This window comes from Bradyrhizobium sp. 21, from assembly GCF_023073335.1.
Classification (GTDB): Bacteria; Pseudomonadota; Alphaproteobacteria; order Rhizobiales; family Xanthobacteraceae; genus Bradyrhizobium.
This window is the reverse complement of sequence record NZ_JADPJG010000003.1, coordinates 246,141-271,066: the sequence shown is the minus strand read 5'-3', so window position 1 is coordinate 271,066 and position 24,926 is coordinate 246,141. Positions and strand designations below refer to the sequence as shown.

Sequence of the window (24,926 nt, the reverse complement as noted above, 5' to 3'; positions counted from 1 at the left end):
GCCATGGCCCAGAACGGGCCCCGCGGCGCGTCATCGGTTTCAACAATATCGGGGCACTTAACTTCATGTCAGGACTTCGCGCGCGATCGGCATGCGTTGCAATGATGCTCGCGGCCTTTACGCCGCTGTTGGGAGGCTGCGACGAATCCAGCTCCGCCATTTCAGCAGCCCAGCCCAACGACCCCGATGTCAGCATCGTCATCGTCAAGCCGCAGCCGCGCGCCGTGGTGCGCGAGCTGCCGGGCCGCATTGCGCCGACGCGGGTGTCCGACGTGCGGCCGCGCGTCTCCGGCATCGTGGTCGAGCGCCTGTTCCGACAGGGCAGCGAGGTGAAGGCCGGCGATCCGCTGTACCGGATCGATCCGCGTCCGTTCGAGGTCGAGGTGATGGCCAACGACGCCGCGGTCGCCAAGGCCGAGGCCGCGCTGATGCAGTCCCAGCAGCAGGCCCGCCGCATCGCCACGCTCACAGCCCAGCGCGCCGCGCCCGAAGCCGAGAACGAGAAGGCGATCGCGGCCGAGCGCCAGGCCCATGCCGAGGTCGAGGGCCGCAAGGCCGACCTCGCACGCGCCAAGCTCAATCTCGATTATGCCACCGTGCGCGCGCCGATCGACGGCGTCGTCGGTGCCGCCTTGGTCAGCGAGGGCGCGCTCGCGGTCCAGAACGAGACCAATCTCGCCACGATCCAGCAACTCGATCCGATCTACGCCGATTTCACCCAGTCCGTGAACGAGCTCAACCAGCTCCGCCGCGCCTTCGAGAGCGGTGACCTCGAGCGCATCGCGCCTGATGCCGCCAAGGTGCATCTCGTGCTCGACGACAACACCCTCTACTCGCTCGACGGCAAACTATTGTTCTCCGACGCCAAGGTCGACGCCAATACCGGTCAGGTGACCTTGCGCGGCGAGTTCCGCAATCCCAAGCGCGAGCTGCTGCCGGGCATGTATGTCCGCGTCCGCATCGACCAGGGCCTCGATAGCGACGCGATCGCGGTGCCGCAGCAGGCGATCCAGCGCAATGGCGGCGGCGGCAGCGAGGTGTTCGTCGTCAAGGACGACAACCACATCGCGGTTCAGCCGGTGCGCACCGGCTCGGTGCAGGACGGCATCTGGTTCGTCACCGACGGCCTGAAGGCCGGCGACAAGGTCGTGGTCGAAGGCTTCCAGAAGTTCGCCGCCGGCGACAAGGTCAAGCCGCAATCCTGGTCGGAGGCGGATGCGACCGCGGACAACCGGCACGCCCAGAAGGCCACGCGGTAAGTCGTCACAGGTGCTTCAGCCCTCATCCTGAGGAGCCCGCTGGAAGCGGGCGTCTCGAAGGATGGCCACGGGCGAGAGCCGGGCCTTCATGGTTCGAGACGCGCGTTCCGCGCTCCTCACCATGAGGGACTGGTGACACAACAAGGGTAATGTATAAATGGCGAGCTTCTTCATCGACAGGCCGATCTTTGCCTGGGTGGTCGCGCTGTTCATCTGTCTGGTCGGCGCAATTTCGATTCCGCTGCTGCCGATCGCGCAATATCCGATCATCGCGCCGCCCTCGATCTCGATCTCGACCAGCTATCCCGGCGCCTCGCCGGAAAACCTCTACAACAGCGTCACGCGGCTGATCGAGGAGGAGCTCAACGGCGCTTCCGGCATCCTCAATTTCGAATCCACCAGCGACTCGCTCGGCCAGGTCGAGATCATCGCCAATTTCCAGCCGGGCACCGATACCAGCGCGGCCTCGGTCGAGGTACAGAACCGCATCAAGCGGGTCGAGGCGCGGCTGCCGCGCGCGGTGATCCAGCAGGGCATCCTGATCGAGGAAGCCTCCAGCGCGGTGCTCCAGATCATCACCCTGAACTCGACCGACGGCAGCCTCGACGAAGTCGGGCTGGGCGACTTCATGATCCGCAACGTGCTCGGCGAGATCCGCCGCATCCCCGGCGTCGGCCGCGCCACGCTCTATTCGACCGAGCGTTCTCTTCGCGTCTGGGTCGATCCGGCAAAGCTGGTCGGCTATGGCCTGACCGCCGACGACGTCAACAAGGCCATCGCCGCGCAGAACGCCCAGGTCGCCTCGGGCAGCATCGGCGCCGAGCCGTCGACTGCGACCCAGCGCACCTCCGCGCTGGTGCTGGTCAAGGGCCAGCTTGCGTCCCCGGATGAATTCGGCACCATCATCCTGCGCGCCAATGCCGACGGCTCGACCGTGCGGCTGCGCGACGTCGCGCGCATCGAGATCGGCGGCCTCAGCTACCAGTTCAACACCCGTCTCGACGGCAAGCCGACCGCCGGTCTGTCCGTGCTGATGTCGCCGACCGGCAATGCGCTAGCGACCGCGAGCGCCGTCGAGGAGAAGATGAAGGAGCTGTCTCGCTTCTTCCCGGCCAATATCGGCTACGAGATTCCCTACAACATCACGCCCGTGGTCGAGGCCTCGATCAAGAAGGTGCTGACAACACTGGTCGAAGCCATCGTGCTGGTGTTCGTCGTGATGTTCGTGTTCCTGCAGAACATCCGCTATACCATCATTCCGACCATCGTGGTGCCGGTGGCGCTGCTGGGCGCCTGCACCACGCTGCTGCTCGCCGGCTACTCCATCAACATGCTCTCGATGTTCGGCATGGTGCTCGCGGTCGGCATCCTCGTCGACGACGCCATCGTCGTGGTCGAGAACGTCGAACGCATCATGGCCGAGGAGGGGCTGCCGCCGAAGGAAGCGACGCGGAAAGCGATGTCGCAGATTACCGGCGCCATCATCGGTATCACGCTGGTGCTGATGGCCGTGTTCGTGCCGATGGCGTTCTTCCCGGGCTCGGTCGGCATCATCTACCGCCAGTTCTCCGTGACCATGGTTGCGGCGATCGGCTTCTCCGCCTTCCTCGCACTGTCGCTGACGCCGGCGCTGTGTGCGACGCTGCTCAAGCCCGTTGCTGCCGGCCATGGTCACGCCAAGAAAGGCGTATTCGGCTGGTTCAACCGCATGCTCGATGGCAGCAAGGAAGGCTATTCCCGCACCGTCGGCTTCTCGCTGAAGCGCACCGGCCGCTTGATGCTGGTCTATGTCGCGCTGCTTGCCGGCCTGTCCTGGGCCTTCGTCAATCTGCCCGGCGGCTTCCTGCCCGTTGACGACCAGGGCTTCGTCACCACCGACGTGCAGACGCCGTCGGATTCGTCCTATGGCCGGACCGAGGCGGTGATCGAGAAAGTGGAAAAATACCTGGCGCAGCGCCCGGGCGTCGACAACGTCACCTTCCTCACCGGCTTCAGCTTCTCCGGCCAGGGCATGAACACCGCGCAGGCCTTCATCACGCTGAAGGACTGGTCGGAACGTGGGCCCAAGGAATCCGCCGCTGCAATCGTCGCCGACATCAACCGCGATCTGTCGTCGTCGATCCACGACGCGAAAATCTCCGCGCTGCAGCCGCCGCCGATCGACAATCTCGGCAATTCATCGGGTTTCTCGTTCCGCCTTCAGGATCGCGGCCAGAAGGGCTATTCCGCGCTGATGCGCGCCGCCGACCAGTTGATCGCGGAGGCCAATGCGAGCTCCGTGCTGCAGAAGGTCTATGTCGAGGGCCTGCCCGAGGCCGGCGTGGTCAATCTCGTGATCGACCGCGAGAAGGCCGGTGCCTTCGGCGTCACCTTCGAGGACATCAACAACACGATCTCGACAAATCTCGGCTCGAACTACATCAACGACTTCCCGAACCGCGGCCGCATGCAGCGCGTCGTGGTGCAGGCCGACGCGCGCGACCGCATGAAACCTGAGGACATCCTCAACTACAACGTCAAGAACAGCCGCGGCCAACTGGTGCCGTTCTCGTCCTTCACCACGGTCGAATGGGCGCGCGGCCCGACGCAGATCGCCGGCTTCAACTATTATCCGGCGGTGCGCATCTCGGGTGAGGCGAAACCCGGCTTCACCTCGGGCGATGCCATCGCCGAGATGGAGCGGCTTTCCAGCAAGCTGCCGCGCGGCTTCGGCTATGAATGGACGGGGCAGTCGCTGCAGGAGAAGCTGTCGGGCTCGCAGGCGCCGTTCCTGCTGGCGCTGTCGGTGTTCGTGGTATTCCTGTGCCTGGCCGCGCTCTATGAGAGCTGGACCATTCCGCTCGCGGTGCTGCTCACCGTGCCGCTCGGCATCGTCGGCGCGGTGGTCGCCGCACAGCTGCGCGGCCTGCCCAACGACGTCTATTTCACCGTCGGCCTGATCACCATCATCGGGCTGGCGGCAAAGGACGCGATCCTGATCATCGAGTTCGCCAAGGATCTGCGAAAAGAAGGCAAGCCGCTGGTGGACGCCACCATCGAGGCCTGCCGCCTGCGCTTCCGCCCGATCCTGATGACCGGCCTCGCCTTCATCTGCGGCGTGCTGCCGATGGCGATCGCCCACGGCGCCGGCGGCGCCAGCCAGCAGGCGCTCGGCTCGGTGGTGATGGGCGGCATGATCGCGGTGGTGATCCTGGCGCTGCTGATGGTGCCGGTGTTCTTCGTCTCGGTGCAGCGCGTGCTGGCGGGGGATCGGGAGAAGGAGGCGGAGGGGCCCGAGATGTATGGGCCGCCGGCGCCGGTGCAGATGTAGGGCACATCGTCACTCCCGGGCTCGGCCAAGAGGGCCGCCCGGGAACGACGAGCACAAAGCTTGCCTTCCCGGGTCAGTCGATCCAGACTGCATCTCTGGATTGAAATGGCGTGTACTCGCACCACAGGAGAATGCACAGCCAGCCCGCCGATTGAGAGCAAGTGATGCGTCTGACCGATATTGCGATCTCCAACTATCGCTCCATCCGGCGGCTCTCCATACCCATCCACCCCTTGTCGGTCTTTGTCGGCGAAAATGGTGTCGGCAAATCCAATCTCTACAAGTCCCTGTCGCTGTTGCGCGACGCGGCGACCGGGCGGATCACGCGGACGATCGCCGACGAAGGCGGATTGAATTCGGTCTGCTGGTCGGGCATCCGCAAACGCGGCGAGGACGGGCGACTGCAATTGTCGGCCAGGTTCGATCGCCTGAAATATTCCATTGAGATCGGATTTCCCAGCCCGCTTTCGGCGTCGTTTCGCGGCGAGCCGATGATCAAGGAAGAAAGCATCGAGACGACGCAGGGCAAGCGAACGGTTAAACTGATGGAGCGGAAGAATTCGCTCGTCAGCGTCCGCGACGACAGCGGCGCATGGGTCAACCACAAGGATGCGGTGCTGCCGTCCGAGCCGGCGCTAGCGGGTTTTTACAACGGCAAGGAATGCCCCGAGATCGATCTGATCAGAAACGCGATGCTGGGCTGGCGCTTCTATCACGATTTCCGTACCGATCCGGCATCGCTGATCCGAAAGCCCTGCCTGGCGATCACGACGCCCTCGCTCAGCGCTGATGGAAGCGATCTGGCTGCCGCCCTGGCGACACTTTATACCATTCGGCAGGACGCCACCGACATCCAGGACGCGATCGAGGATGCATTCCCTGGCGCCGAGCTCAGTGCATGGGAAAACAACGGCGTGTGCGAATTCGCTCTGCAACTGGAGGACATGCCGCGGCCGTTCGGGGCTCATGAACTGTCCGACGGGACGCTGAAATACATCTGCCTGCTTGCGGTGTTCATGGGCTATCGGCTACCGCCGTTCATCGCGCTGAACGAACCCGAGACCAGCCTGCATCCGTCGCTGCTGGCGCCGTTGGCCCGGCTGATCGCCAAGGCATCAAGCCGCGCCGACATCTGGATCGTCACCCATTCGGAACAGCTGATGGAGGCATTGCGATGCGAGAGTTCGGTCCCGCTTCGCCGGGTGATCAAGTCGAAAGGCGCAACGGCCATCGAGGGCCTGACCATCGGCGGTGAATATCGCGACGAGGAACCGGAAGATGACGACGACGCTTAGCTGCCGATCGTGCCGTCGCGCTACCGTTCCTACTTCCGCAAAATCTTCACCAATTCCCCGTGCACGAACTCATTCCCGCACACGACATTGCCCGTCACCAGGACATCGCCGGGCGTGTCGATGTCGGTGATCGTTCCTCCCGCCTCGCGCAGCATGATCATGCCTGCCGCGATGTCCCACGATTGCAAATTGCGCTCCCAATAGCCGTCGAGGCGGCCGGCGGCGACGAAGGCCAAGTCGAGGGAGGCGGCGCCAAAGCGGCGCAAGCCCGCGACGCGGTCCTGGATCGCGGTCATCTCGCGGCGGAATTCCTCGTGGTCGCCGCGGCCGATATGGGGCAGGCCGCAGGCCACCACGCATTCGTTGAGCTGGCGACGGCCGGCGACGCGCAGGCGCTGGTCGTTGAGGAAGGCACCCTTGCCGCGCTCGGCGATGTAGAGCTCGTCATTGGCGGGGTTGTAGATCACGCCGGCGATGATCGTGCCTTCGCGGGACAGGCCGATCGAGATCGCGAATTGCGGGATGCCGTGCAGGAAGTTGGTGGTGCCGTCGAGCGGATCGACGATCCAGGTGTGGCTCTTGTCGGAGCCTTCCCGCATGCCGCCTTCCTCGCCGATGAAGCCGTAGCCGGGGCGGGCCTTGGCGAGGTCCTGGTAGAGGATCTCCTCGGCGCGCTTGTCGGCGAGCGAGACGAAATTGGCCGGCCCCTTCAGCGAGACTTGCAAATGCTCGATCTCGCCGAGATCGCGCTTGAGGCTGCGGCCGGCGCGGCGCGCGGCCTTGACCATGACGTTGATAGTTGCGGAATACAGCATGAGCTCTGGTCTTGATCGGGGGAAATGGCGCGAAATCGCGCCTGTTTGGGGGATGGGGTGCCCTGCGAGGGGCCTAACGTCAAGTCATTGCGTCAAGTCATTTGGTCCCGAGCCATTTTCTGGCGGCCGCCTCGGCCTTGGCGCGGTCCTCGGCTGGCAAATCGGAGAATTGCTTGTCCAGCTCCGGATCGCCCTTGCCGGCTGTCTTGGCCACAAGATGCCATTTAAAGCCTTCGACCTTGTCCACGGATGTCCCCATGCCGTTGATCAGCACCCAGGCCAGCCGGTTCTGTGCGATCGCGCTGCCCTGGCGGGAGGCCTTGCGGAGCAGGGCAACCGCCGCCGGCTGGTTCTTCGGCGTGCCGGTGCCATTGAACAGTGCGATGGCGTATTCGACCTCGGCATCGACATTGTCGGTCAGCGTGGCGGCCTGCAGCAGCCGCACCGCCCTTTCGGGGTCCTTCGGTACGCCGGTGCCTTCCTTGTAAAAGGTTGCGAGCGCGTATTGCGCCTCCGGCAGGCCGGCATCGGCGGCCTGGCGCAGCAGCTCGGCGGAACGCTTGACGTCCTGCGGCAAGGTCTGGCCGTCCAGATAGAGCAGCGCGAGGTTATAGGCCGCTTTGGGCTCGCCGAGCTTGGCGGCGGACGCCATCAGCTTGACCGCCTCGTTCTTGTCCACCGGGCCACCGCGGCCGGTCATGCGCAGCATGGCCTGTGCGAACATCGCCTCGCGGTCGCCGGCATCGGCCGCGCGCTTGTACCATTGCAGCGCCTTGGCGTAGTCGCGCCGGATGCCCATGGCGTTGGAATAGAGCTCGCCCAGCATCGTCATCGCCTTGGGATCGCCGGCCGCGGCACGGGCGGTGGCGAGATCGAAGGCGGTCTTGTACTGGCCGCGCTGATAGGCGCCGAACACCAGATCGACGTTGGAATTGTCGGTCGGAGGCGCCGGGATCACGGTCGCGGCCGGGGCCGGCTTGGGGGAGGCTGAAGGTTTGGGGGACGCGGGGGAGGCCGAAGGCTTGGGGGAGGTCGAAGGCTTGGGTGCCGGCGCGACCTCCTTTTTCTTGGCGACCCGGGGCGGCTTGGGCTTCTGTTTCTCGGCCGATGGGTTCGGCATTGCCGCCGGCGGCGTGATCTGGAGCTGCGCGGCCGCGGGCGCTGTCAGCAGCAGCGTAGCCAGCATGGTCATGTGCGGGAGCTTCATGTCGGGCGCTAGCCGTGCTCCTGACCCGCAATACCCTGCCCCGCAAGCGCAGCCGCATGGCCCTTCTTGATCGCGGCGTCGATCTCGATCAGCGCGGCCTTCGGCCCGCGCGGATCGGCCCAGATGAACTCGCCGACCAGCACGAAATCGGCGCCGCTGGCGGCGAACTCGTAGGCCTCTTCCAGCGACATGGCAAAGCCGACGCAGGGCGGCTCGAACAACTCGGCCCACCAATCCAGCCGCTCGGCAATTGCTTGCGACGAGGGACGCTGGCCCTTCGCGTCAGGTTCGCCGAACAGCACATAGTCTGCGCCTATCTCGCCCGCATCCATGGAATGGTGCCGCGTCGTCAGCCCGCCGACGCCGGCGATGCGATCGGGCTTCAGCGATGGGAGCGCCTCTTTCAGAGCGGCGATGCCGGGGAGGTGCGCGCCGTCGGCACCGCCGCGCGCGACCAGTTCGGCATGGCCATCGACGAGCAGCGCGGCACCCGCCTTCTGGACCGGCGGCGCCAGGGCCTTGATGCACGAGATCATGCTGCGCTGGTCGGTCTCCTTTAGCCGCAGCAGCACGGCAGCGACATCGGCGGAGGCGAGCAGACCGGGCAGCTCGGCGACGAGCGCAGCGGGATCCTCGACAACAGGCGTCGCGAGATAGAGACGCGGCGCAGGGCGCGGCGGAGGCGATTTGTTCGACAAGATCTAGGCTGCCTTCTTTTCCAGGCTGCTGTGCCATTCGCCCCTTGAGGCTAGACTGTTCATTCGCGCGCGATGGCTGAACGCGCGCTGTCCGGCTGCGACATTCTCGGTCTTGCCGGACCAGGCTTTCTGCGGCGCGGCCTGGAGCGCGCGGCCATAGGAGAAGGTCAGGCCCCAGGGCAGCGGACCGAGCTTGTGCATGGCGTTGAGATGCGAAGTTGCCTCTTCATCCGACTGGCCGCCGGAGAGGAAGGCGATGCCGGGCACCGCCGCTGGCACGCAGGCCTTGAGGAGGCGTACCGTCTTCTCCGCGACCTCCTCGACGGAAGCCTGCTTCGCGCACTTCTTGCCGGAGACCGCCATGTTCGGCTTCAGCACCATGCCCTCGAGCGCGACGCGCTGCACGCGCAATTCCTGAAACGTCTTGTTGAGCACGCGGCTCGTCACCTCGTAGCAGCGGTCGATGTCGTGATCGCCGTCCATCAGCACCTCCGGCTCGACGATCGGCACGATCTGCGCAGCCTGGCACAGCGCCGCATAGCGCGCCAGCGCGTGGGCGTTGACGCTGATCGCGGTCATCGAGGGGATGCCGCTGCCGATATCGATCACCGCGCGCCATTTGGCGAAGCGCGCGCCGCGCTCGTAATATGTCTTCAGCCGCTCGGCGAGCCTGTCGAGCCCGACGGTGACCGTTTCACCCGGGCACATCGGCAAGGCTTGCGTGCCTTCGTCGACCTTGATGCCGGGAATGGCGCCGCTCTGTTCGATCAGCTTGACCAGTGGCGTGCCGTCCCTTGCGTCCTGTCCGATCGTCTCGTCATAGAGGATCACGCCGGAAATGTACTGGCTCATGGCCTCCTTCGAGCGGAACAGCATCTCGCGATAGTCGCGGCGATTGCTTTCGGTCGATTCCACGCCGATCGCGTCGAAGCGCTTCTTGATGGTGCCGGAGGATTCGTCGGCGGCGAGGATGCCCTTGCCTGATACGACCATGGCGGTCGCGATCCTGTTGAGCTCAGTCAGATTCATCGAGATGTCCTCCCAAAACGATTCTGCCCTTGCCCGTGAAAATAGACCGTTCTCGGGCAAATGCCGAGTTAACGTTCGTCGCAGGGTAAAAGGCGATGGCTGGGCAGCGGAGGGCCGGCCGGACGGCTCTTCACCTCGCCCCGCTTGCGGGGAGAGGTCGGAAGGCGCGCGATTGGCGCGGATTCCCGGTGAGGGGGACTCTCCGCGAGTTCGGCTGTCACCGCCTTTGCGGAAGCAACCCCTCACCCCGCCCTCTCCCCGCGGAGGGCGGGGCGAGGGAGACGATAGAGCACGCCGGGCTTCACGCCACCTTCGGGGCCAGCTCGCCCTTGGCGTAGCGCTTGGCCATCTCGGCTGTCGTCAGCACCTTCTTGATCTTGGAGGCTTGCCCCGCGGTGTTGAATTCCTGGAGCCGCTGCTTGCACAGCTTGGTCATCGCCTCCATCGCGGGCTTCAGGTATTTGCGCGGGTCGAACTCTTCCGGATTGTCCTTGAGCACTTTCCGGATCTGGCCGGTCATCGCCATGCGATTGTCGGTGTCGATGTTGATCTTGCGCACGCCGTTCTTGATGCCGCGCTGGATCTCGGTAACAGGCACGCCCCAGGTCGGCTTCATCTTGCCGCCATAGGCGTTGATGATGTCCTGCAGGTCCTGCGGCACCGACGAGGAGCCGTGCATGACGAGGTGCGTGTTCGGCAGCTTGCGGTGGATCTCCTCGATCACCTTCATGGCGAGGATGTCGCCGTCGGGCTTGCGGGTAAATTTGTAAGCACCGTGAGAAGTCCCCATCGCGATCGCCAGCGCGTCGACGCCGGTCTCCTGGACGAATTTCACGGCCTCGTCGGGATTGGTCAGCAACTGGTCGTGGGACAGCTTGCCCTCGGCGCCGTGGCCGTCTTCCTTGTCGCCCATGCCGGTCTCGAGCGAGCCGAGCACGCCGAGTTCGCCCTCGACCGAAATGCCGCCGAGATGAGCCATGTCGGTCACGGTCTTGGTGACGCCGACATTGTAGCCCCAGTCAGCCGGGGTCTTGCCGTCGGCCTTCAGCGAACCGTCCATCATGACGGAGGTGAAGCCGGCCTGGATCGCGGTCATGCAGGTGTCCGGGCCGTTGCCATGATCGAGATGCACGCAGACCGGGATGTGCGGATAGATCTCGGTCACCGCGTCCATCATGTGCTTGAGCATGATGTCGTTGGCGTAGGAGCGCGCACCGCGCGAGGCCTGGATGATAACGGGCGCGTCGACCTGGTGGGCGGCGTCCATGATCGCCAACGCCTGCTCCATGTTGTTGATGTTGAAGGCCGGTACGCCGTAATCGTTCTCAGCCGCATGGTCGAGCAATTGACGCAACGTGATCCGAGCCATGTGTCTTTTTCTCCCGTTTGGGCCTGCAAGGCCACTCCTTGAAGGCCGCTAACTATTCGCCGACTGATTATCTGGTGCGCAGAACTTCGACGCCGGGCAGGGGCTTGCCTTCCATCCATTCAAGAAATGCGCCACCGGCGGTCGAAACATAGGTGAACTGACCGGCCACATGGGCCTGGTTGAGGGCCGCGACGGTGTCGCCGCCACCCGCGATCGAGATCAGCTTCTTGGCCTTGGTGCGCTCGGCGGCATGCTTGGCGGCTGCCATCGTGCCGCGGTCGAAGGGCTGCATCTCGAAGGCCCCGAGCGGTCCGTTCCAGACCAGGGTCGCCGCATCGTCGATGGCGGCATGGACACGTGCGATCGACTGCGGACCGACGTCGAGGATCATGCCGTCGGCCGGGATCGCGTCGAGGCCATAGGCGTGCGACGGCGCGTTGGCCGCGAAATGATAGGCGACAACGGCGTCGACCGGCAGGATGATCGCGCAGTTGGCGGCTTCCGCCTTCTCCATGATGCGCAGCGCGGTCGCGGCGAGATCCTTCTCGGCCAGCGACTTGCCGATACCGACGCCCTGGGCGTGCAGGAAGGTGTTGGCCATGCCGCCGCCGATCACCAGCGCGTCGACCTTGGTCACGAGGTTTTCGAGCAGGTCGATCTTGGTCGAGACCTTTGCGCCGCCGATGATCGCGATGACGGGCTTGGTCGGCGAGCCCAGCGCCTTCTCCAGAGCGACCAGCTCGGCCTGCATGGTGCGGCCGGCATAGGCCGGCAGCTTGTGGCCGAGGCCTTCGGTCGAGGCGTGCGCGCGGTGCGCCGCGGAGAACGCGTCGTTGACCCAGATGTCGCCGAGCTTGGCCAGCTCCGCGACGAAGGCGGGATCGTTCTTTTCCTCTTCCTTGTGGAAGCGGGTGTTCTCCAGGCAGAGGATGTCGCCGTCCTTCAAGCCGGCAACGGCCGTGTCCGCGGGCTCGCCGATGCAGTCCTCGGCGAAGGCGACGGGCTTCTTCACGACCTTCGCCAGCGCCTCGGCGACGGGCTTGAGCGAGTCCTTGGCATCCCGCCCCTTGGGGCGGCCGAAATGCGCGAGCAGGATGACCTTGGCCCCCTTGTCGGCGAGCTCCGTGATGGTCGGTGCGACGCGCTCGAGCCTAGTCGCGTCACTGACGCGCCCATTGTCCATGGGCACGTTGAGATCGACGCGCAGCAACACGCGCTTGCCCTTCACGTCAACGTCGTCGAGAGTGCGGAATTTGTTGGTCATCTCTTGGCTCTCTTGTCCCGGGCGCATTGCGGCGCGAAGTGCCGCTGTGCAGAACCGGGACCTACGCGGGGGGACATGGGTCCCGGCTCTGCGGAGCAGCGCAAGCGCGCTGCACCGCGTCCGGGACATGGGACCTACGTTCTTAGATCACCTTCGCCATCGCGACGGCGGTGTCCGCCATGCGGTTCGAGAAACCCCACTCGTTGTCATACCAGGCCAGCACCCGCACCAGCGTGCCGTTCTGAACCTTGGTCTGGTCCATGTGGAACGTGGCGGAATGCGGATCGTGGTTGAAATCGATCGAAACGTTCGGCGCTGTGGTGAAACCGAGGATGCCCTTGAGCTGCTGCTCGCTGGCGCGCTTCATCGCCTCGTTGATTTCCTTCGGGTCGGTGGCGCGCTTGGCGACGATCTTGAGGTCGATGACCGAGACGTTCGGGGTCGGCACCCGGATCGAGACGCCGTCGAGCTTGCCCTTCAACTCCGGCAGCACCAGGCCGATCGCCTTGGCGGCGCCGGTCGAGGTCGGGATCATCGACATCGCCGCCGCACGGCCGCGATAGAGATCCTTGTGCATGGTGTCGAGCGTCGGCTGATCGCCGGTATAGGCGTGGATCGTGGTCATGAAGCCGGTCTCGATGCCGACGAGGTCGTTCAGCACCTTGGCGACCGGCGCAAGGCAGTTGGTGGTGCAGGAGCCGTTGGAAACGACCAGATGATCCCTGCTCAGCGTGTCGTGGTTGACGCCGTAGACGATGGTGGCGTCGGCGCCGTCGGCGGGCGCTGAGACCAGCACGCGCTTGGCGCCGGCGGTCAGATGCGCGGACGCCTTGTCCTTCGAGGTGAAGATGCCGGTGCATTCCAGCGCGATGTCGATGCCGAGATCCTTCCAGGGCAGCTTCGAGGGATCGCGCTCGGCGGTCACCTTGATCTTTGCGCCCCCGAGGCTGATCGAGTCACCGTCGACGGTCACGGTGCCGGGAAAGCGGCCATGGACGCTGTCGAAGCGGAGCAGATGGGCGTTGGTTTCGACCGGGCCGAGGTCGTTGATGCCGACGACCTCGATGTCCTTGCGGCCGGACTCGGCGATAGCCCGCAGGACGTTGCGGCCGATGCGGCCAAAACCGTTAATTCCGACGCGGACTGCCATGTTTCGTCTCCTTATGACCGTTCAATGACGGGTGTTCGATAACGCCAATCATCCCGCACAACGCGCTTAGCGCGCCTGCGAGGGTTTTTTTAGGGCGGACGCCCGGTTCGGCCGGGCGATGCTTGATCATATGGGGAGTTAGATAATCCTTTTTTTTGGCAAGCTCAACTCTCAGGAAACGCGCTTCAGCACGGCGTTCACCGCAGCCTCGGCGGTGATGCCGAAATGCGGGAAGATTTTGTTGAGAGGGGCGCTGGCGCCAAAAGAATGCATGCCGATGAATTCGCCATCCTGGCCGATCACGGCGTCCCAGCCCCAACGCACGGCGGCCTCGATCGCGACCTTGATCGGCGCGTTGCCGATGATCGCGTCACGGCGTTCCTTTGGTTGCGCTAGCAAGAGCTCAAGGGAGGGTACCGAGACCACCCGTGTCGGAATGCCGCGCTCGGCGAGCTGCTTCTGGGCGGCGACGGCCATCTCGACCTCGGAACCGGAAGCGAACAGGGTGGCCTTGGCGTCGCCCTGGGCCGCGACCAGCTCGTAGGCACCGTACTGGCAGGGGTTTTCGTTCACGCTCGTCCGCAGCTGCGGCAGGTTCTGCCGCGTCAGCGCCAGCACTGTCGGGCCGTCGATGCGGTTCAGCGCGAGCTCCCAGCACTCGGCCACCTCGATGGAATCGCAGGGCCGGAACACGCGCATGTTCGGGATGGCCCGCAGCGCCGACAAATGCTCGACCGGCTGATGGGTCGGACCGTCCTCGCCGAGACCGATGGAATCGTGGGTCATCACGTAGACCACGCCGGCGCCCATCAGCGCGGCGAGCCGCATTGCCGGGCGGGCATAATCCGTGAACACCAGGAAGGTCGCGCCGTTCGGCGCAAAGCCGCCGTGCAGGAAAACGCCGTTCATCGCGGCGCACATGCCGAGCTCGCGGATGCCGTAATGGATGAAGCGGCCCTTCGGCGTCTTGGCCGAAAAGGCGGTTGCCGACTTCGCCTTGTTGTTGTTGGAGCCGGTGAGATCGGCCGAGCCCGCCAGAAATTCCATCGGCATCGCGCCGGCGATCACCTCGATCACGGCTTCCGAGGATTTGCGGGTCGCCGCTGTCATCGGCTTCTCCAGCAGCTCCTTCTTGTAGGTTTTGAACGCCTTCGCCAGCGCCGGGGGCCGCTCGTGACGGAGACGCCGCTCGAACTCGGCGCGCTTGCGGCTGCCGAGCTCGCCGAGACGGCCCTCCCATTCTTGCCGGGCTGTCGCACCGCGGCTGCCGGCCTCGCGCCATGCCTTGAGCACGTCATCGGGCACCGAGAACGGCTCGAGCGAAATGCCGAGATTTTCCTTGGCGGCCTTGAGCTCGTCGGCGCCAAGCGCTTCGCCGTGGACCTTGTTGGTGCCGGCCTTGTGCGGGGCGCCGAAGCCTATGGTGGTGCGGCACGCGATCAGGGTGGGCTTGTTCGACTTTTGCGCGCGCGTGATCGCGGCTGCGATCGCGGCCTGGTCGTGCCCGTCGATCTTCTCGGCGGCCCAGCCGCACGCCTTGAACCGCTTCACCTGGTCCACGGAGTCGGACAGCGAGGTCGGACCGTCGATCGAGATGCCGTTGTCGTCATAAAGCACGATCAGCTTGTTGAGCTTCCAGTGCCCGGCCAGCGCGATCGCTTCCTGCGAGATGCCTTCCATCAGATCGCCGTCCGACACGATCACGTAGGTATGGTGGTCGACGATCTTCTTGCCGAACTCAGCGGCAAGCATCTTCTCGCCGAGAGCCATGCCGACGGCGGTCGCAATACCCTGGCCGAGTGGACCGGTGGTGGTCTCGACGCCCTTGGTGTGGCCGTGTTCGGGATGTCCTGGCGTGAGCGATCCCAGCTGGCGGAAGTTTTTGAGCTGGTCGATCGTCATCTCGGAGCTGCCGGTGAGGTAGAGCAGCGCATACAGCAGCATCGAGCCGTGGCCGGCCGAGAGCACGAAGCGGTCGCGATCGGGCCAGGCGGGAGCGGCGGCGTCGAATTTCAGGAATTGCGTGAACAGCACGGTCGCCATGTCGGCGGCGCCCATCGGCAGCCCCGGATGACCCGATTTCGCCTTCTCGACACCGTCCATGGCAAGGCCGCGGATCGCGTTGGCCATACGGTTTTGATCGACCTGCGTCATGTCTGAAATCCGCTTGAAATGAGGCGCTTGTGGCGATTTTCGCCGCGCCGGGAGGAGCCTTTCGGCCGCTGGGGTCGCGGCTGGGATAGCATCTCGGTTCCGGCAGGCCAAGGCAATCAAACGCCGGTTTGGCCGCAAAAGTTGCTTACGGCATGATCCGGACCCGCAGGGCCGCGTTAGCGCAAAGTGCAGGCCGGTTTTCCGGCCAGATCATGCCCCCCGCAAGATCGGTGCATAGTTTCGCGGCGGCGTTGCGCTTCCCTAGCTTGCCACGTAAATTTCTGCTTCTAACCGCTTGCCGAACCGAGTCTTTTGCCGGACGGCAAGCCCCAGGAAAAGCCCACGGAAAACCCCAAGGGCAAGGCCACAGGTTCCGCCGCTGACTGCATGAACGATCGCGTATCCAACAGCTCTGCCATGACCGAGTCCTCGGCCGTCGAGATCGAGATCGCGACCCGCAGGCTCATGGCGGCGCTCGACTCGCTCGAAAGCGCGGTGGAGCGGCGGCGCGATGCCGACCGCGACGAGAACGAGCTCGCGGCGCGGATCCAGGCGCTGGGCGCGGACCGCTCGCGGCTTGCCGACGAGCTCGACGGCGCGCTGGTGAAGGCGCGCAAGCTCGAGCGCTCCAGCCGCGAGATCTCCGATCGGCTGGATTCCGCGATCGTCACGATACGCTCGGTGCTCGATACCGGAGAGGACGGATGAGCCACATCAACGTCACCATCAACGGCCGGCAATACCGCATGGCCTGCGAGGAGGGCCAGGAGGTGCGGCTGCTCAAGCTCGCCGAAAGCCTGGAGACGCGGATCCAGTCCCTGCGCGGAAAATTCGGCGAGATCGGTGATGCCAGGCTCACCGTGATGGCGGCGCTGACAGTCTGTGACGAGCTGGTCGATTCCGGCAACCGCATCCGCACGATGGAGCAGGAGCTGACCGAACTGAGGGATTTCCGCAACGCCGCCGTCGAGCGCGCCCGGTTGACGCAGACCGCGGTCGTGAACGCACTGAACGCCGCCGCCGAGCGCATCGAGAAGTCGACCCAGGTCCTGAACCGGACGGTGGGGAATGGGATTGCGATCGGGTAGGCGTTTCCTTGTGGCCATCCTTCGAGACGCCCGCTGCCGCGGGCTCCTCAGGATGAGGTCCTGTTTTGCGGCGCTATGAGACCCTCATGGTGAGGAGCCCGCTCAGGCGGGCGTCTCGAACCATGCAGGCCCGGCTTTTTCGCCGCATCCGTCCGGGCACGTTGGATCGCTATGGCGATTCGTCAGTATCGTTGTTACATTGCCCAAGCGAGGCTGCGACGCGCGTCAGGAGCCATAATCCCCGGGGCCTTATCGATCCTTTAGGGAACTGTCCCTGGCCGGGCCCGTGGGCTCGGACATATGGTGCCCACCTACTTTCGTAGGGAACTCCGGGATCGAGCGCTTCAACGGCGGCCGCGGCTTCGCACTTTTGTTTGCTTGGTTGTGCTTGTTGAAACGACTGCGGCCAGTTCAACAAGTGTCATGCCCCGGCTCGACCGGGGCATCCAGTACGCCGCGGCCTTTGTGTGAATCACGACCGCTTCTGGAATACTGGATCACCCGCTCCAGTGCGCAAGGGCGCACAAGGCGGGTGATGACGGCGGAGCAGGACTTCGCCTTCGGAGCAAGCGCACATGTCCAACTCCAAAGCCGAACTCCGCGCCAAAGCCCTCGCGGCGCGCGATGCGCTGAGCGAAAAGAAGCGCGCCGTCGCCGCCGCAAAGCTCGCCAAGCGCGGACTGCCCTTCACGCTGCTGCCCGGCAGCATCGTCTCCGGCTATTCGCCGATCCGCAGCGAGATCGATCCGATGCCGCTGATGAAGAAGCTCGCCGAGGAGGGCGCCCGGCTGGCGCTGCCTTGCGTCACCGCCCGCGGCCAGTCGCTGATCTTCCGCATCTTCCATCCGAACGATCGCCTGATGCTCGGCCCGCTCGGCATTCCCGAGCCGTCGCCCGGAGCCGCTGAAGTCATCCCCGATATCATGCTGACGCCGCTCGCGGCGTTCGACCGTCTCGGCCATCGCATCGGTTATGGTGCGGGGCACTATGACCACACCTTCGCGCATCTGCGCAAAGCCAAGACCATCGTCGGCATCGGGCTTGCTTTTGCAGCGCAGGAGATCAAGGCCGTTCCGGCACTATCCCACGACGTGGCGCTGGATTATGTGCTAACGGAATCGGACGTATTTGATTTCCGGAGTTCTGAAGTTGCGCATTCTCTTCGTGGGTGATGTCGTCGGCCGTAGCGGCCGCAACGCCATCGCCGAATATCTGCCCGGCATGGTCAAGGACTGGTCGCTCGATTTCGTCGTCGTCAACGGCGAGAATTCCGCCGGCGGCTTCGGCATCACGGAAGCGATCTATCAGGAGTTTCTCGATGCCGGCGCCGATGCGGTGACGCTGGGCAACCATTCCTGGGACCAGCGCGAAGCGCTGGTGTTCATCGAGCGCGCCGAGCGCCTGGTGCGTCCGGCGAACTATCCGCGCGGCACGCCCGGCCGGGGTGCGGCGCTGGTCGAGACCAAGAATGGCAAGCACGCCCTCGTCGTCAACGCTTTGGGGCGCGTCTTCATGACCCCGTTCGACGATCCCTTCGCAGCGCTGGAGCGCGAGCTCGGCGCCTGTCCGCTCGGCGTTGCCGCCGATGCCATCGTGGTCGACTTCCATTGCGAGGCGAGCAGCGAGAAGCAGGGCATCGGCTTCTTCTGCGACGGCCGCGCCAGCCTGGTCGTCGGCACGCACACGCACGTGCCGACCGCTGACCACCAGATCCTGTCCGGCGGCACTGCCTATATGACGGATGCCGGCATGACCGGCGACTACGACTCCATCATCGGCATGCAGAAGGAAGAGCCGCTGCGGCGGTTCACGTCGGGGATTCCGTCGGGGCGGTTCGAGCCAGCGGCGGGTGCGGCAACGCTCAGCGGCGTGGCGGTGGAGACGGACGACGCGACGGGACTTGCGCTGAAGATCGCGCCGGTGCGCGCGGGCGGAAGGCTGGAGCCGGCGACGCCGAGGTTCTGGTTGAGCTGACACACAGCGCCACAGCTCTGGTGTCGTCCTGGCGAAAGCCAGGACCCATTACCACCAGCGATGGTAACGGGGCACACTCGTAGGGAAACGGTGTCTCGCCAAACAAGCAGTCGGGATAATGGGTCCTGGCTTTCGCCAGGACGACATGAGTTCACTCCGCCGTCTGCTCCCGCAGCTCCGCCACATCCTTCGCCGTCAGCTTCGAGCCCTTCGTGCCGAATCGCGCCGTGACGTAATTCGCCACCGCCGCGATCTCGTCGTCGGTATACGCCTCGCCGAACGCCGGCATCGACAGCGCACCGTCAGGCGTATGCCGCTTCGTCCCCGAGATCACGATCTGCGCGACGTTGGTCGCCGCGGGATCGTTCACCGCCCAGGTGCCGGTCAGCGTCGCCATCGGCGACACCGGGCTCTCGCCGCTCCAGCCATGGCAGCTCGCGCAGGCGCCGGCGAACAGCATCTTGCCGCGTGCGTCCGCCGTCACGCCGTCCTTGTGCGAGGCGGGTGCAACCGGCGCCGTGGTGGCAGGCAGGTCGGGCGAGGGTTGCGGCGGCACGCTGCGAAGATACGCAACGATGCTTCGGATATCTTCCGGCGCGAACTGACTGAAGCTGTGGTCGACCGCTTCCCCCATCGGACCCGAGGCCGAGCCGTGGCCTGGTGCATGGCCGAGCGACAGATACGAGATCAGATCTGCGTCGCTCCAGTTGCCCAGACCAGTCGCCTTGTCGGAAGAAATGTTGAAGGCGCGCCAGCCGGCGGTGATCGCGCCGCCGAACTTCTTGCGGTTATCCAGCGCAAAGCCGAGATTGCGCGGCGTGTGGCACTCGCCGCAATGCGCGAGCGCCTCAACGAGATACGCGCCGCGATTCCATTCCGGGCTCTTCGAGGTGTCGGGCGTAAAGCGCGTGTCCGGATTGAATACGGCCGACCAGACAATCATCGCCCAGCGCTGGTTGAACGGGAACGACAGCGTGTTCTCCGGCGGCTTCGCGCGCACCGCCGGCAGGCTGAACAGATAGGCCTTCACCGCCAAAGCGTCGTCGTCGGTCATGTAGGTGTAGGAGGTGTACGGCATCGCCGGATAGAGCCGGGCGCCGTCATGGCGCTTGCCGCGCTGGACCGCGTTGAGGAAATCCTGGTCGCTGTAATTGCCGATGCCGGTGTCCTTGTCCGGCGTGATGTTGGTGGAATAGAGCGTGCCGAACGGCAGCTTGAAGCCCAGCCCGCCAGAATAGTCCTTCTCGCCGGGCTTGGTGTGGCAGACCATGCAGTCGGCCGCCTTGGCGAGATATTCGCCGCGTTCGACCAGGCTCGCCTTCTCGAGCTTGGCCGGCACGCCGGTCGGCTTGCCGGCGCGGTTATCCGCCAGCGCCACTTTCGCGCCGCCGGCGAAGTCGAGCGGGCCTGGCCCGCGGATGATCCAGACGCCGAGCACGACCACGAGGATGGCGATCACGACGAAGCCAGTGAGGATACGCATCTTGCCGCTCATGCCTTCTTCCCCGCAGCCAGCAGTTTCCGATCGATCGGCAGGCGCCGCAGCGCCACGCCCGTCGCGGCGTAAATCGCATTGCGCAGCGCCGGCGGTCCCGCCGTCGTGCCGGTCTCGCCAATTCCGCCGGGCGCCTCGCCGCTCTTGACGAGGTGAACCTCGATCTTCGGCGTCTGATTGATGCGCAACATCCGGTAGTCGTGGAAATTCGACTGCTGCACGCGGCCCTTGTCGATGGTGATCTCGCCGTAGAGCGCGGCGGTGAGGCCGAAGACCAGACCACCCTCGACTTGAGCCACGATGGTATCCGGATTGACGGCGATGCCGGTATCCACCACCGAAGTCACATGGCGCAAATTGATCTCGCCCTGCTCGTCGACTTCCGCTTCCACCACCGTGGCGATGAAGCTGCCGAAGGACGGCTGCAGGCATACGCCGCGCCCGACGCGCGCCGGCAGCGGCTGACCCCAGCCCGCCTTTTCCGCGGCGAGGTTGAGGACCGACAGGAAGCGCGGCTGGTTGCCTAGCATCGCGCGACGAAACTCGACCGGGTCCTTGCCGGCCTTGCGCGCCAGCTCGTCCATGAAGCACTCGGCCGCAAACACGTTGTTGTTGGGGCCGACCCCGCGCCAGAATCCGGTCGGTATCGCCGGCGGTTCCGCCCGCACATATTCAACGTGGAAATTAGGAATGTCGTAGGGCACGTCGGTGGCGCTGTCGATCGCGTCGATGTCGATGCCCTTCTGGAACGCCGGCGGCAGCCAGCGCGCGATGATCGCCGCGCCGGCGATCTTGTATTTCCAGCCGACGATCTTGCCGCCCGAGAGGGTCGCTGCGATCGTATCGCGATAGACCGGTCGATAAACGTCGTGCTGGATGTCCTCCTCGCGGGTCCACACCACCTTGACCGGTCCATCGACCTTCTTGGCGATGCGAACGGCGGCCACCACCATGTCCGGCTCGAGCTTGCGGCCGAAGCCGCCGCCCAGCAGATGCTGGTTGACGGTCACCTTGTCGACCGGAAGTCCGGCCGCCTTCGCCGCCTCCGACTGCACACGTGCCATGATCTGCGTTCCGGTCCAGATCTCGCAGGAATCGGGCTTGCAATGAACCGTGGCGTTCAGCGGCTCCATCGTCGCGTGGGCAAGAAAAGGCAGTTCGAACGAAGCCTCGATCTTTTCTCCGGCCGCGAGGCCCTTGGCAATGTCGCCGGTTGATTTGGCGACGACGCCGTCCCTTTCGCTGGCGGCGCGCAGATCGTCCCAGACCGCCTTCGAATTGATCTTCGCGTTGGGTCCCTCGTTCCACTCGATCTCGAGCGCATCGAGGCCCTTCTTCGCCGCCCACATGTGATCGCCGACAACGGCGACGAGATCGTCGAGCACCACGATCTGTCGCACGCCGGGAATCTTCCTCGCGGCGCGGTCATCGACCTTGCCGACCTTGCCGCCGAACACCGGGCACTGCGCCAGCGTCGCGAACTTCATGCCCGGCACGATGGCGTCGATGCCGTAGACGGCCTTGCCGCTGACCTTGTCGGGGGTATCGAGCCGCTTGAGCGGCTGGCCGATATAGACAAAATCCTTGGGGTCCTTGAGCGGGACATCCTTGGGCGGCGTCTGGCCGCTCGCGGCGGCCGCCAGCGCGCCATAGGAGAGCGTCCGGCCGCTCGCCTTGTGCGTCACCTGGCCCTTCGATGTCGTGCAGCTGGCGGCATCGACCTGCCATTGCGCGGCCGCGGCCTGCACCAGCATCGCACGCGCGCTGGCGCCGGCTTCACGCAGCGGCTTCCAGAACGCCCGGACCGATGTGGAGCCTCCAGTTGCCTGAATGATGAAAATCGGATTGCCGTAGAGCTTCTCATTGGCGGGTGCGTGCAGCAGCTTGACTTGTGACCAGTCGGCGTCGAGCTCCTCGGCCAGGATCATCGAAACTGCGGTGTAGATTCCCTGTCCCATCTCGACTTGCGGCATCACCAGAGTCGTGGCGCCGTCCGCGTCGATGCGGATGAAGGCGTTGGGCGCGAACTTGCCATCGGTCGTGTCTTTCGGCTGCACCGGCTCGTTGACGGCGGCGCGCAGCGGCAGATGGAAGGCGAGCAGGAAGCCGGTCGCGAGGCCGCCGGTCAGAAGCGTGCGGCGGGAAACGTTATGATGGGCATTCATGGCGGACCTCACGACTGACGGCCGTTGGCGGCGTGCTTGATGGCCTCGCGGATGCGCACATAGGTGCCGCAGCGGCAGATGTTGCCGGCCATCGCGGCGTCGATGTCGGAATCGTCAGGGTTGGGTGTGGCCGCCAGCAGCGCGGCAGCCGACATGATCTGGCCGGACTGGCAATAGCCGCACTGGACGACTTCGGCGTCGAGCCAGGCTTTCTGCACTTTCGCGCCCGCGGGCGTGCTGCCGACATGCTCGATGGTGGTGATGGCGCGGTTCGCGACGGCGCTGACTGGCAGCACGCAGGAGCGCACCGCCTTGCCGTCGACGTGCACGGTGCAGGCGCCGCATTGCGCGATACCGCAGCCGAACTTGGTGCCAGTCATCCCGAGGATGTCACGCAGCACCCACAGCAGCGGCATGTCCGGTGGCGCGTCGAACGATGTCGTTTCGCCGTTGATGGTGAGAGTTGTTGCCATATGCATCCCCTTGCTCGATGGATCGCTTACGGCGATCAGCTCGACGAATATCCGCGCGACCATAAACATATCGATGTGAAACGATGAAGCGTCGATATTTCCGGCGATGCATATTTGCGCTGCCAGCGCGGCAGGCCATGACGTTCACGAATTTGTGCGAGGATCGCTGCAAGCGTTTTGGGCTAATTGATATGATAAGCGTCATGTTTTGATGCATTTTTGCGGCATGCACCATTGATCGTCGCACGTGATCGTGCGAACGCGCAAAGTCATGCGATGACGAAACTCGTGCGATTGGGAAAGTCGGGCGGCGTCGCGTCGCTGCTTGCGGCCATCCTTCGAGGCGTCCGCCTCCGGCGGGCCCTCAGGATGAGGGGTCGATCGCGTGGCTTAATTCAACAGGCAAAGCTGCCAATCAGCCTCATCCTGAGGAGACCGCGAAGCGGTCGTCTCGAAGGACGAGGCGCTTGCTCAGGCCCGCCAAGCTCATATGCGATTGCCCTACGCAAAGCGGGAGCGCTGCGACGCCGGCAGATGCAGACTCACGGGGGTAAGGGGACCCTCTCCCCCGTCTGCGTGATTTCGGAATAATAGCACTGTACGCCTGTTTTGCCTGACGAGTCAAACCGCGTCGAGGCCGGTCGGCGTAAGTCCTTGATTCCCCGCGCCCCGGCTACTGTGCATGGGGTTGTTTTTCAGGTTTTGGATGTGAGGGTCGCAGGAGCGATCGTCAGCTCTGCCGGAAACCCATCCGGAAAGCGCCCCAGTGCTTGCCGCGGATCGTGATCGGCGAGGACAGGTCCTTCATCAGCACGAACTGCCCGCCGCCCATGTCGCGGCGATAGGTCTGGAGCAGGAACGGTTTCGTGTTGGCTGCGACCTTCTGCACCGCGCGATCGGTGAACAGGCGGCGGTTGCGGCAATTGGCGTTATTCCAGACGGGGTCCTTGCCCTGCGGCAGGCGGTAGTTCGGATTGTGGGTCGGCAGATAACCCCCCTTGGCCCAGGCGACGCAGAACACGATGCGCGAATCGGATTTCTGAATCGGATCCTGGATCGCGGGCAGCACGCGGTCGGTGAACTCGACATAATTGGTGTTGTACTGCTTGGGATCGGTGCCGGAGATTTCCCGGTAGGTCTCGTCCATGAGTTGGTCGAGCGTGATCTCGCCGCGGTCGATCGCGGCCTCGAACTCGTCCGAGATCCGCTTTGCGGTCTCGACGACGATGCGGATCAGCGGCGCATCCGATGTCTCCACGCCGCTGTCGGCGATCAGTGCGATCAGGCCTTCGGACACGTCGAGCAGTTTTGTCACGCGCTGATCGGCGCTCTTGAGATCGCGCGAGGAGAGGTCGACGCCCTTGGCGAGTTCGTTCAGCTCGCTGATGACGGTGTCGCAATGTCCGAGATTGGAGGTCGCCGCGCGCGTGACGCTGTCGATCTCAGCCTCCACCGACGCGAAACCCTGCTGGACCCGCGAAATGATGCCCGAAATCTGCTGGGCGCCTTCGCCGGCAGTCTTCGCGCGCTGCGAGGCGTCGCTGCTCTCCCCGATCAGGCCTTCGATCTGGCCATCGAGATCGCGCACGGTGTCGGATATCAGATGCGTGGCCTGGCGGGTGGCTTCCGCGAGATTCTTGACCTCGCTCGCGACCACTGCGAAGCCGCGGCCGGCGTTGCCGGCGCGCGCCGCCTCGATGGTGGCGTTGAGCGCGAGCAGATTGGTCTGCTTCGCGATCGCCTCGATCGAGCCGGAGACCTTTGCCACCTGCGCCAGCGCCGAGCCGACGGCGCTCAAGCGCGCCTCGATCCGCTCCACCGCCGCGACGAGTTCGGAAATGTGGCTGACCGCGGTGTCGACCGCGCCGCGCGACTGCGCGATCTCGCCGACCGCCGCTGACGCGGTCGATTGCACCGCCTGCGACGCGTTGGCGATGTCGTGGTTGGCCGAGACCATCGTCTCGGCAGTTTCCTGGAGGTGATGAAACCGTTCCGACTGGTTCGCGACGCGGTTCGCGACTTCCTGGACGTTGCCGGCAATGTCGGCGAGCTCCACGCCGAGGCCGCCGATGCGGTCCGCGAGCTGATCAATCAGGCGCTCGGCAAGTGTTCGGTTGGAGCCGGTGTCCAGTACTGCAAGTTGTACGACGGACATGTCTTGAGAGTCCTCCAGTCAGAGCC

19 protein-coding genes and 1 other RNA gene are annotated in these 24,926 nt (G+C 64.8%); 8 read left to right on the top strand and 12 right to left on the bottom strand.

What is annotated here, in order from left to right; translation table 11 throughout:
- The first annotated feature begins 65 nt into the window (after window positions 1–65).
- The 3 genes from IVB31_RS06350 to IVB31_RS06340 all read left to right on the top strand — a co-directional run bounded on the left by IVB31_RS06350 (window position 66) and on the right by IVB31_RS06340 (window position 5,864).
- Entirely contained in the window at window positions 66–1,259 is a 1,194-nt protein-coding gene (locus tag IVB31_RS06350; RefSeq protein WP_247319929.1) for an efflux RND transporter periplasmic adaptor subunit, read from the top strand.
- A gap of 157 nt (window positions 1,260–1,416) precedes the next feature.
- Entirely contained in the window at window positions 1,417–4,569 is a 3,153-nt protein-coding gene (locus tag IVB31_RS06345) for a multidrug efflux RND transporter permease subunit (protein WP_247319926.1), read from the top strand.
- A 164-nt stretch (window positions 4,570–4,733) separates the two neighbouring features.
- On the top strand, window positions 4,734–5,864 hold the full coding sequence (locus tag IVB31_RS06340; protein ID WP_247319924.1) for an AAA family ATPase: 1,131 nt from the start codon (window positions 4,734–4,736) through the stop codon (window positions 5,862–5,864).
- A 29-nt stretch (window positions 5,865–5,893) separates the two neighbouring features.
- Here the strand turns inward: IVB31_RS06340 and IVB31_RS06335 are convergent, their stop codons facing one another.
- From IVB31_RS06335 to tkt, 8 genes are all read right to left on the bottom strand, one after another.
- The gene (locus IVB31_RS06335; RefSeq protein WP_247319922.1) at window positions 5,894–6,679 is read right to left on the bottom strand and encodes an inositol monophosphatase family protein; all 786 of its coding nucleotides are present in this window, start codon (window positions 6,677–6,679) and stop codon (window positions 5,894–5,896) included.
- A 97-nt stretch (window positions 6,680–6,776) separates the two neighbouring features.
- A complete protein-coding gene (locus IVB31_RS06330; protein ID WP_247319920.1) occupies window positions 6,777–7,886 on the bottom strand; it encodes a tetratricopeptide repeat protein in 1,110 nt (369 codons plus the stop codon).
- 8 nt (window positions 7,887–7,894) lie between these two features.
- The gene (locus IVB31_RS06325) at window positions 7,895–8,584 is read right to left on the bottom strand and encodes a thiamine phosphate synthase (RefSeq protein WP_247319919.1); all 690 of its coding nucleotides are present in this window, start codon (window positions 8,582–8,584) and stop codon (window positions 7,895–7,897) included.
- A gap of 3 nt (window positions 8,585–8,587) precedes the next feature.
- The gene (locus IVB31_RS06320) at window positions 8,588–9,613 is read right to left on the bottom strand and encodes a class I fructose-bisphosphate aldolase (protein ID WP_247319918.1); all 1,026 of its coding nucleotides are present in this window, start codon (window positions 9,611–9,613) and stop codon (window positions 8,588–8,590) included.
- 301 nt (window positions 9,614–9,914) lie between these two features.
- Window positions 9,915–10,982, bottom strand: a complete 1,068-nt coding sequence (gene fba / locus IVB31_RS06315) for a class II fructose-bisphosphate aldolase (RefSeq protein ID WP_247319917.1) — start codon at window positions 10,980–10,982, stop codon at window positions 9,915–9,917.
- Between the two features lie 67 nt (window positions 10,983–11,049).
- Window positions 11,050–12,246 (bottom strand): phosphoglycerate kinase, encoded by a 1,197-nt coding sequence (locus tag IVB31_RS06310; protein ID WP_247319916.1) that lies wholly within the window; start codon window positions 12,244–12,246, stop codon window positions 11,050–11,052.
- 142 nt (window positions 12,247–12,388) lie between these two features.
- Window positions 12,389–13,396, bottom strand: coding sequence for a type I glyceraldehyde-3-phosphate dehydrogenase (gap, locus tag IVB31_RS06305; RefSeq protein WP_247319915.1), 1,008 nt, complete (start codon window positions 13,394–13,396; stop codon window positions 12,389–12,391).
- 171 nt (window positions 13,397–13,567) lie between these two features.
- The gene (gene tkt / locus IVB31_RS06300) at window positions 13,568–15,559 is read right to left on the bottom strand and encodes a transketolase (RefSeq protein WP_346730856.1); all 1,992 of its coding nucleotides are present in this window, start codon (window positions 15,557–15,559) and stop codon (window positions 13,568–13,570) included.
- Window positions 15,560–15,967: 408 nt separating this feature from the next.
- Between tkt and IVB31_RS06295 the strand changes: the two genes are divergently transcribed.
- The 5 genes from IVB31_RS06295 (at window position 15,968) to IVB31_RS06275 (ending at window position 18,612) form a co-directional block, all read left to right on the top strand.
- On the top strand, window positions 15,968–16,258 hold the full coding sequence (locus IVB31_RS06295; RefSeq protein ID WP_007599949.1) for a DUF4164 domain-containing protein: 291 nt from the start codon (window positions 15,968–15,970) through the stop codon (window positions 16,256–16,258).
- Window positions 16,255–16,638 (top strand): cell division protein ZapA, encoded by a 384-nt coding sequence (locus IVB31_RS06290; RefSeq protein WP_247319913.1) that lies wholly within the window; start codon window positions 16,255–16,257, stop codon window positions 16,636–16,638. Before IVB31_RS06295 ends, IVB31_RS06290 begins: the two co-directional genes overlap by 4 nt.
- Before the next feature lie 207 nt (window positions 16,639–16,845).
- Window positions 16,846–17,005: non-coding RNA, 6S RNA (ssrS, locus tag IVB31_RS06285), on the top strand.
- A 208-nt stretch (window positions 17,006–17,213) separates the two neighbouring features.
- Entirely contained in the window at window positions 17,214–17,810 is a 597-nt protein-coding gene (locus IVB31_RS06280) for a 5-formyltetrahydrofolate cyclo-ligase (protein WP_247319911.1), read from the top strand.
- Window positions 17,788–18,612: a TIGR00282 family metallophosphoesterase gene (locus IVB31_RS06275; RefSeq protein ID WP_247319905.1), complete on the top strand. Its 825-nt coding sequence runs from the start codon at window positions 17,788–17,790 to the stop codon at window positions 18,610–18,612. The genes IVB31_RS06280 and IVB31_RS06275 overlap by 23 nt, the downstream gene beginning before the upstream one ends.
- A 151-nt stretch (window positions 18,613–18,763) precedes the next feature.
- On the opposite strand, the gene IVB31_RS06270 is transcribed toward IVB31_RS06275, so the two are convergent.
- The 4 genes from IVB31_RS06270 to IVB31_RS06255 form a co-directional block, all read right to left on the bottom strand.
- Window positions 18,764–20,107 carry a cytochrome c gene (locus tag IVB31_RS06270; protein WP_247319904.1) on the bottom strand — a complete coding sequence of 448 codons (1,344 nt, stop codon included), beginning with the start codon at window positions 20,105–20,107 and terminating at the stop codon, window positions 18,764–18,766.
- The gene (locus IVB31_RS06265; protein ID WP_247319903.1) at window positions 20,104–22,272 is read right to left on the bottom strand and encodes a xanthine dehydrogenase family protein molybdopterin-binding subunit; all 2,169 of its coding nucleotides are present in this window, start codon (window positions 22,270–22,272) and stop codon (window positions 20,104–20,106) included. The genes IVB31_RS06270 and IVB31_RS06265 overlap by 4 nt, the downstream gene beginning before the upstream one ends.
- Window positions 22,273–22,280: 8 nt before the next feature.
- Entirely contained in the window at window positions 22,281–22,745 is a 465-nt protein-coding gene (locus IVB31_RS06260) for a (2Fe-2S)-binding protein (RefSeq protein WP_247319893.1), read from the bottom strand.
- A 730-nt stretch (window positions 22,746–23,475) separates the two neighbouring features.
- Window positions 23,476–24,900, bottom strand: a complete 1,425-nt coding sequence (locus IVB31_RS06255; RefSeq protein ID WP_247319891.1) for a methyl-accepting chemotaxis protein — start codon at window positions 24,898–24,900, stop codon at window positions 23,476–23,478.
- Window positions 24,901–24,926: the final 26 nt, after the last annotated feature.

What these genes read in the sequence shown, in the direction of transcription:
- IVB31_RS06340 (WP_247319924.1), top strand. Translation starts at nt 4,734, where the DNA reads ATGCGTCTGACCGATATTGCGATCTCCAACTATCGCTCCATCCGGCGG.
- IVB31_RS06280 (WP_247319911.1), top strand. Translation starts at nt 17,214, where the DNA reads ATGTCCAACTCCAAAGCCGAACTCCGCGCCAAAGCCCTCGCGGCGCGC.
- IVB31_RS06260 (WP_247319893.1), bottom strand. Translation starts at nt 22,745, where the DNA reads ATGGCAACAACTCTCACCATCAACGGCGAAACGACATCGTTCGACGCG.
- IVB31_RS06290 (WP_247319913.1), top strand. Translation starts at nt 16,255, where the DNA reads ATGAGCCACATCAACGTCACCATCAACGGCCGGCAATACCGCATGGCC.
- fba (WP_247319917.1), bottom strand. Translation starts at nt 10,982, where the DNA reads ATGGCTCGGATCACGTTGCGTCAATTGCTCGACCATGCGGCTGAGAAC.
- IVB31_RS06255 (WP_247319891.1), bottom strand. Translation starts at nt 24,900, where the DNA reads ATGTCCGTCGTACAACTTGCAGTACTGGACACCGGCTCCAACCGAACA.
- IVB31_RS06320 (WP_247319918.1), bottom strand. Translation starts at nt 9,613, where the DNA reads ATGAATCTGACTGAGCTCAACAGGATCGCGACCGCCATGGTCGTATCA.
- IVB31_RS06265 (WP_247319903.1), bottom strand. Translation starts at nt 22,272, where the DNA reads ATGAATGCCCATCATAACGTTTCCCGCCGCACGCTTCTGACCGGCGGC.
- gap (WP_247319915.1), bottom strand. Translation starts at nt 13,396, where the DNA reads ATGGCAGTCCGCGTCGGAATTAACGGTTTTGGCCGCATCGGCCGCAAC.
- IVB31_RS06335 (WP_247319922.1), bottom strand. Translation starts at nt 6,679, where the DNA reads ATGCTGTATTCCGCAACTATCAACGTCATGGTCAAGGCCGCGCGCCGC.
- IVB31_RS06350 (WP_247319929.1), top strand. Translation starts at nt 66, where the DNA reads ATGTCAGGACTTCGCGCGCGATCGGCATGCGTTGCAATGATGCTCGCG.
- IVB31_RS06270 (WP_247319904.1), bottom strand. Translation starts at nt 20,107, where the DNA reads ATGAGCGGCAAGATGCGTATCCTCACTGGCTTCGTCGTGATCGCCATC.
- IVB31_RS06310 (WP_247319916.1), bottom strand. Translation starts at nt 12,246, where the DNA reads ATGACCAACAAATTCCGCACTCTCGACGACGTTGACGTGAAGGGCAAG.
- IVB31_RS06295 (WP_007599949.1), top strand. Translation starts at nt 15,968, where the DNA reads ATGACCGAGTCCTCGGCCGTCGAGATCGAGATCGCGACCCGCAGGCTC.
- IVB31_RS06345 (WP_247319926.1), top strand. Translation starts at nt 1,417, where the DNA reads ATGGCGAGCTTCTTCATCGACAGGCCGATCTTTGCCTGGGTGGTCGCG.
- IVB31_RS06330 (WP_247319920.1), bottom strand. Translation starts at nt 7,886, where the DNA reads ATGAAGCTCCCGCACATGACCATGCTGGCTACGCTGCTGCTGACAGCG.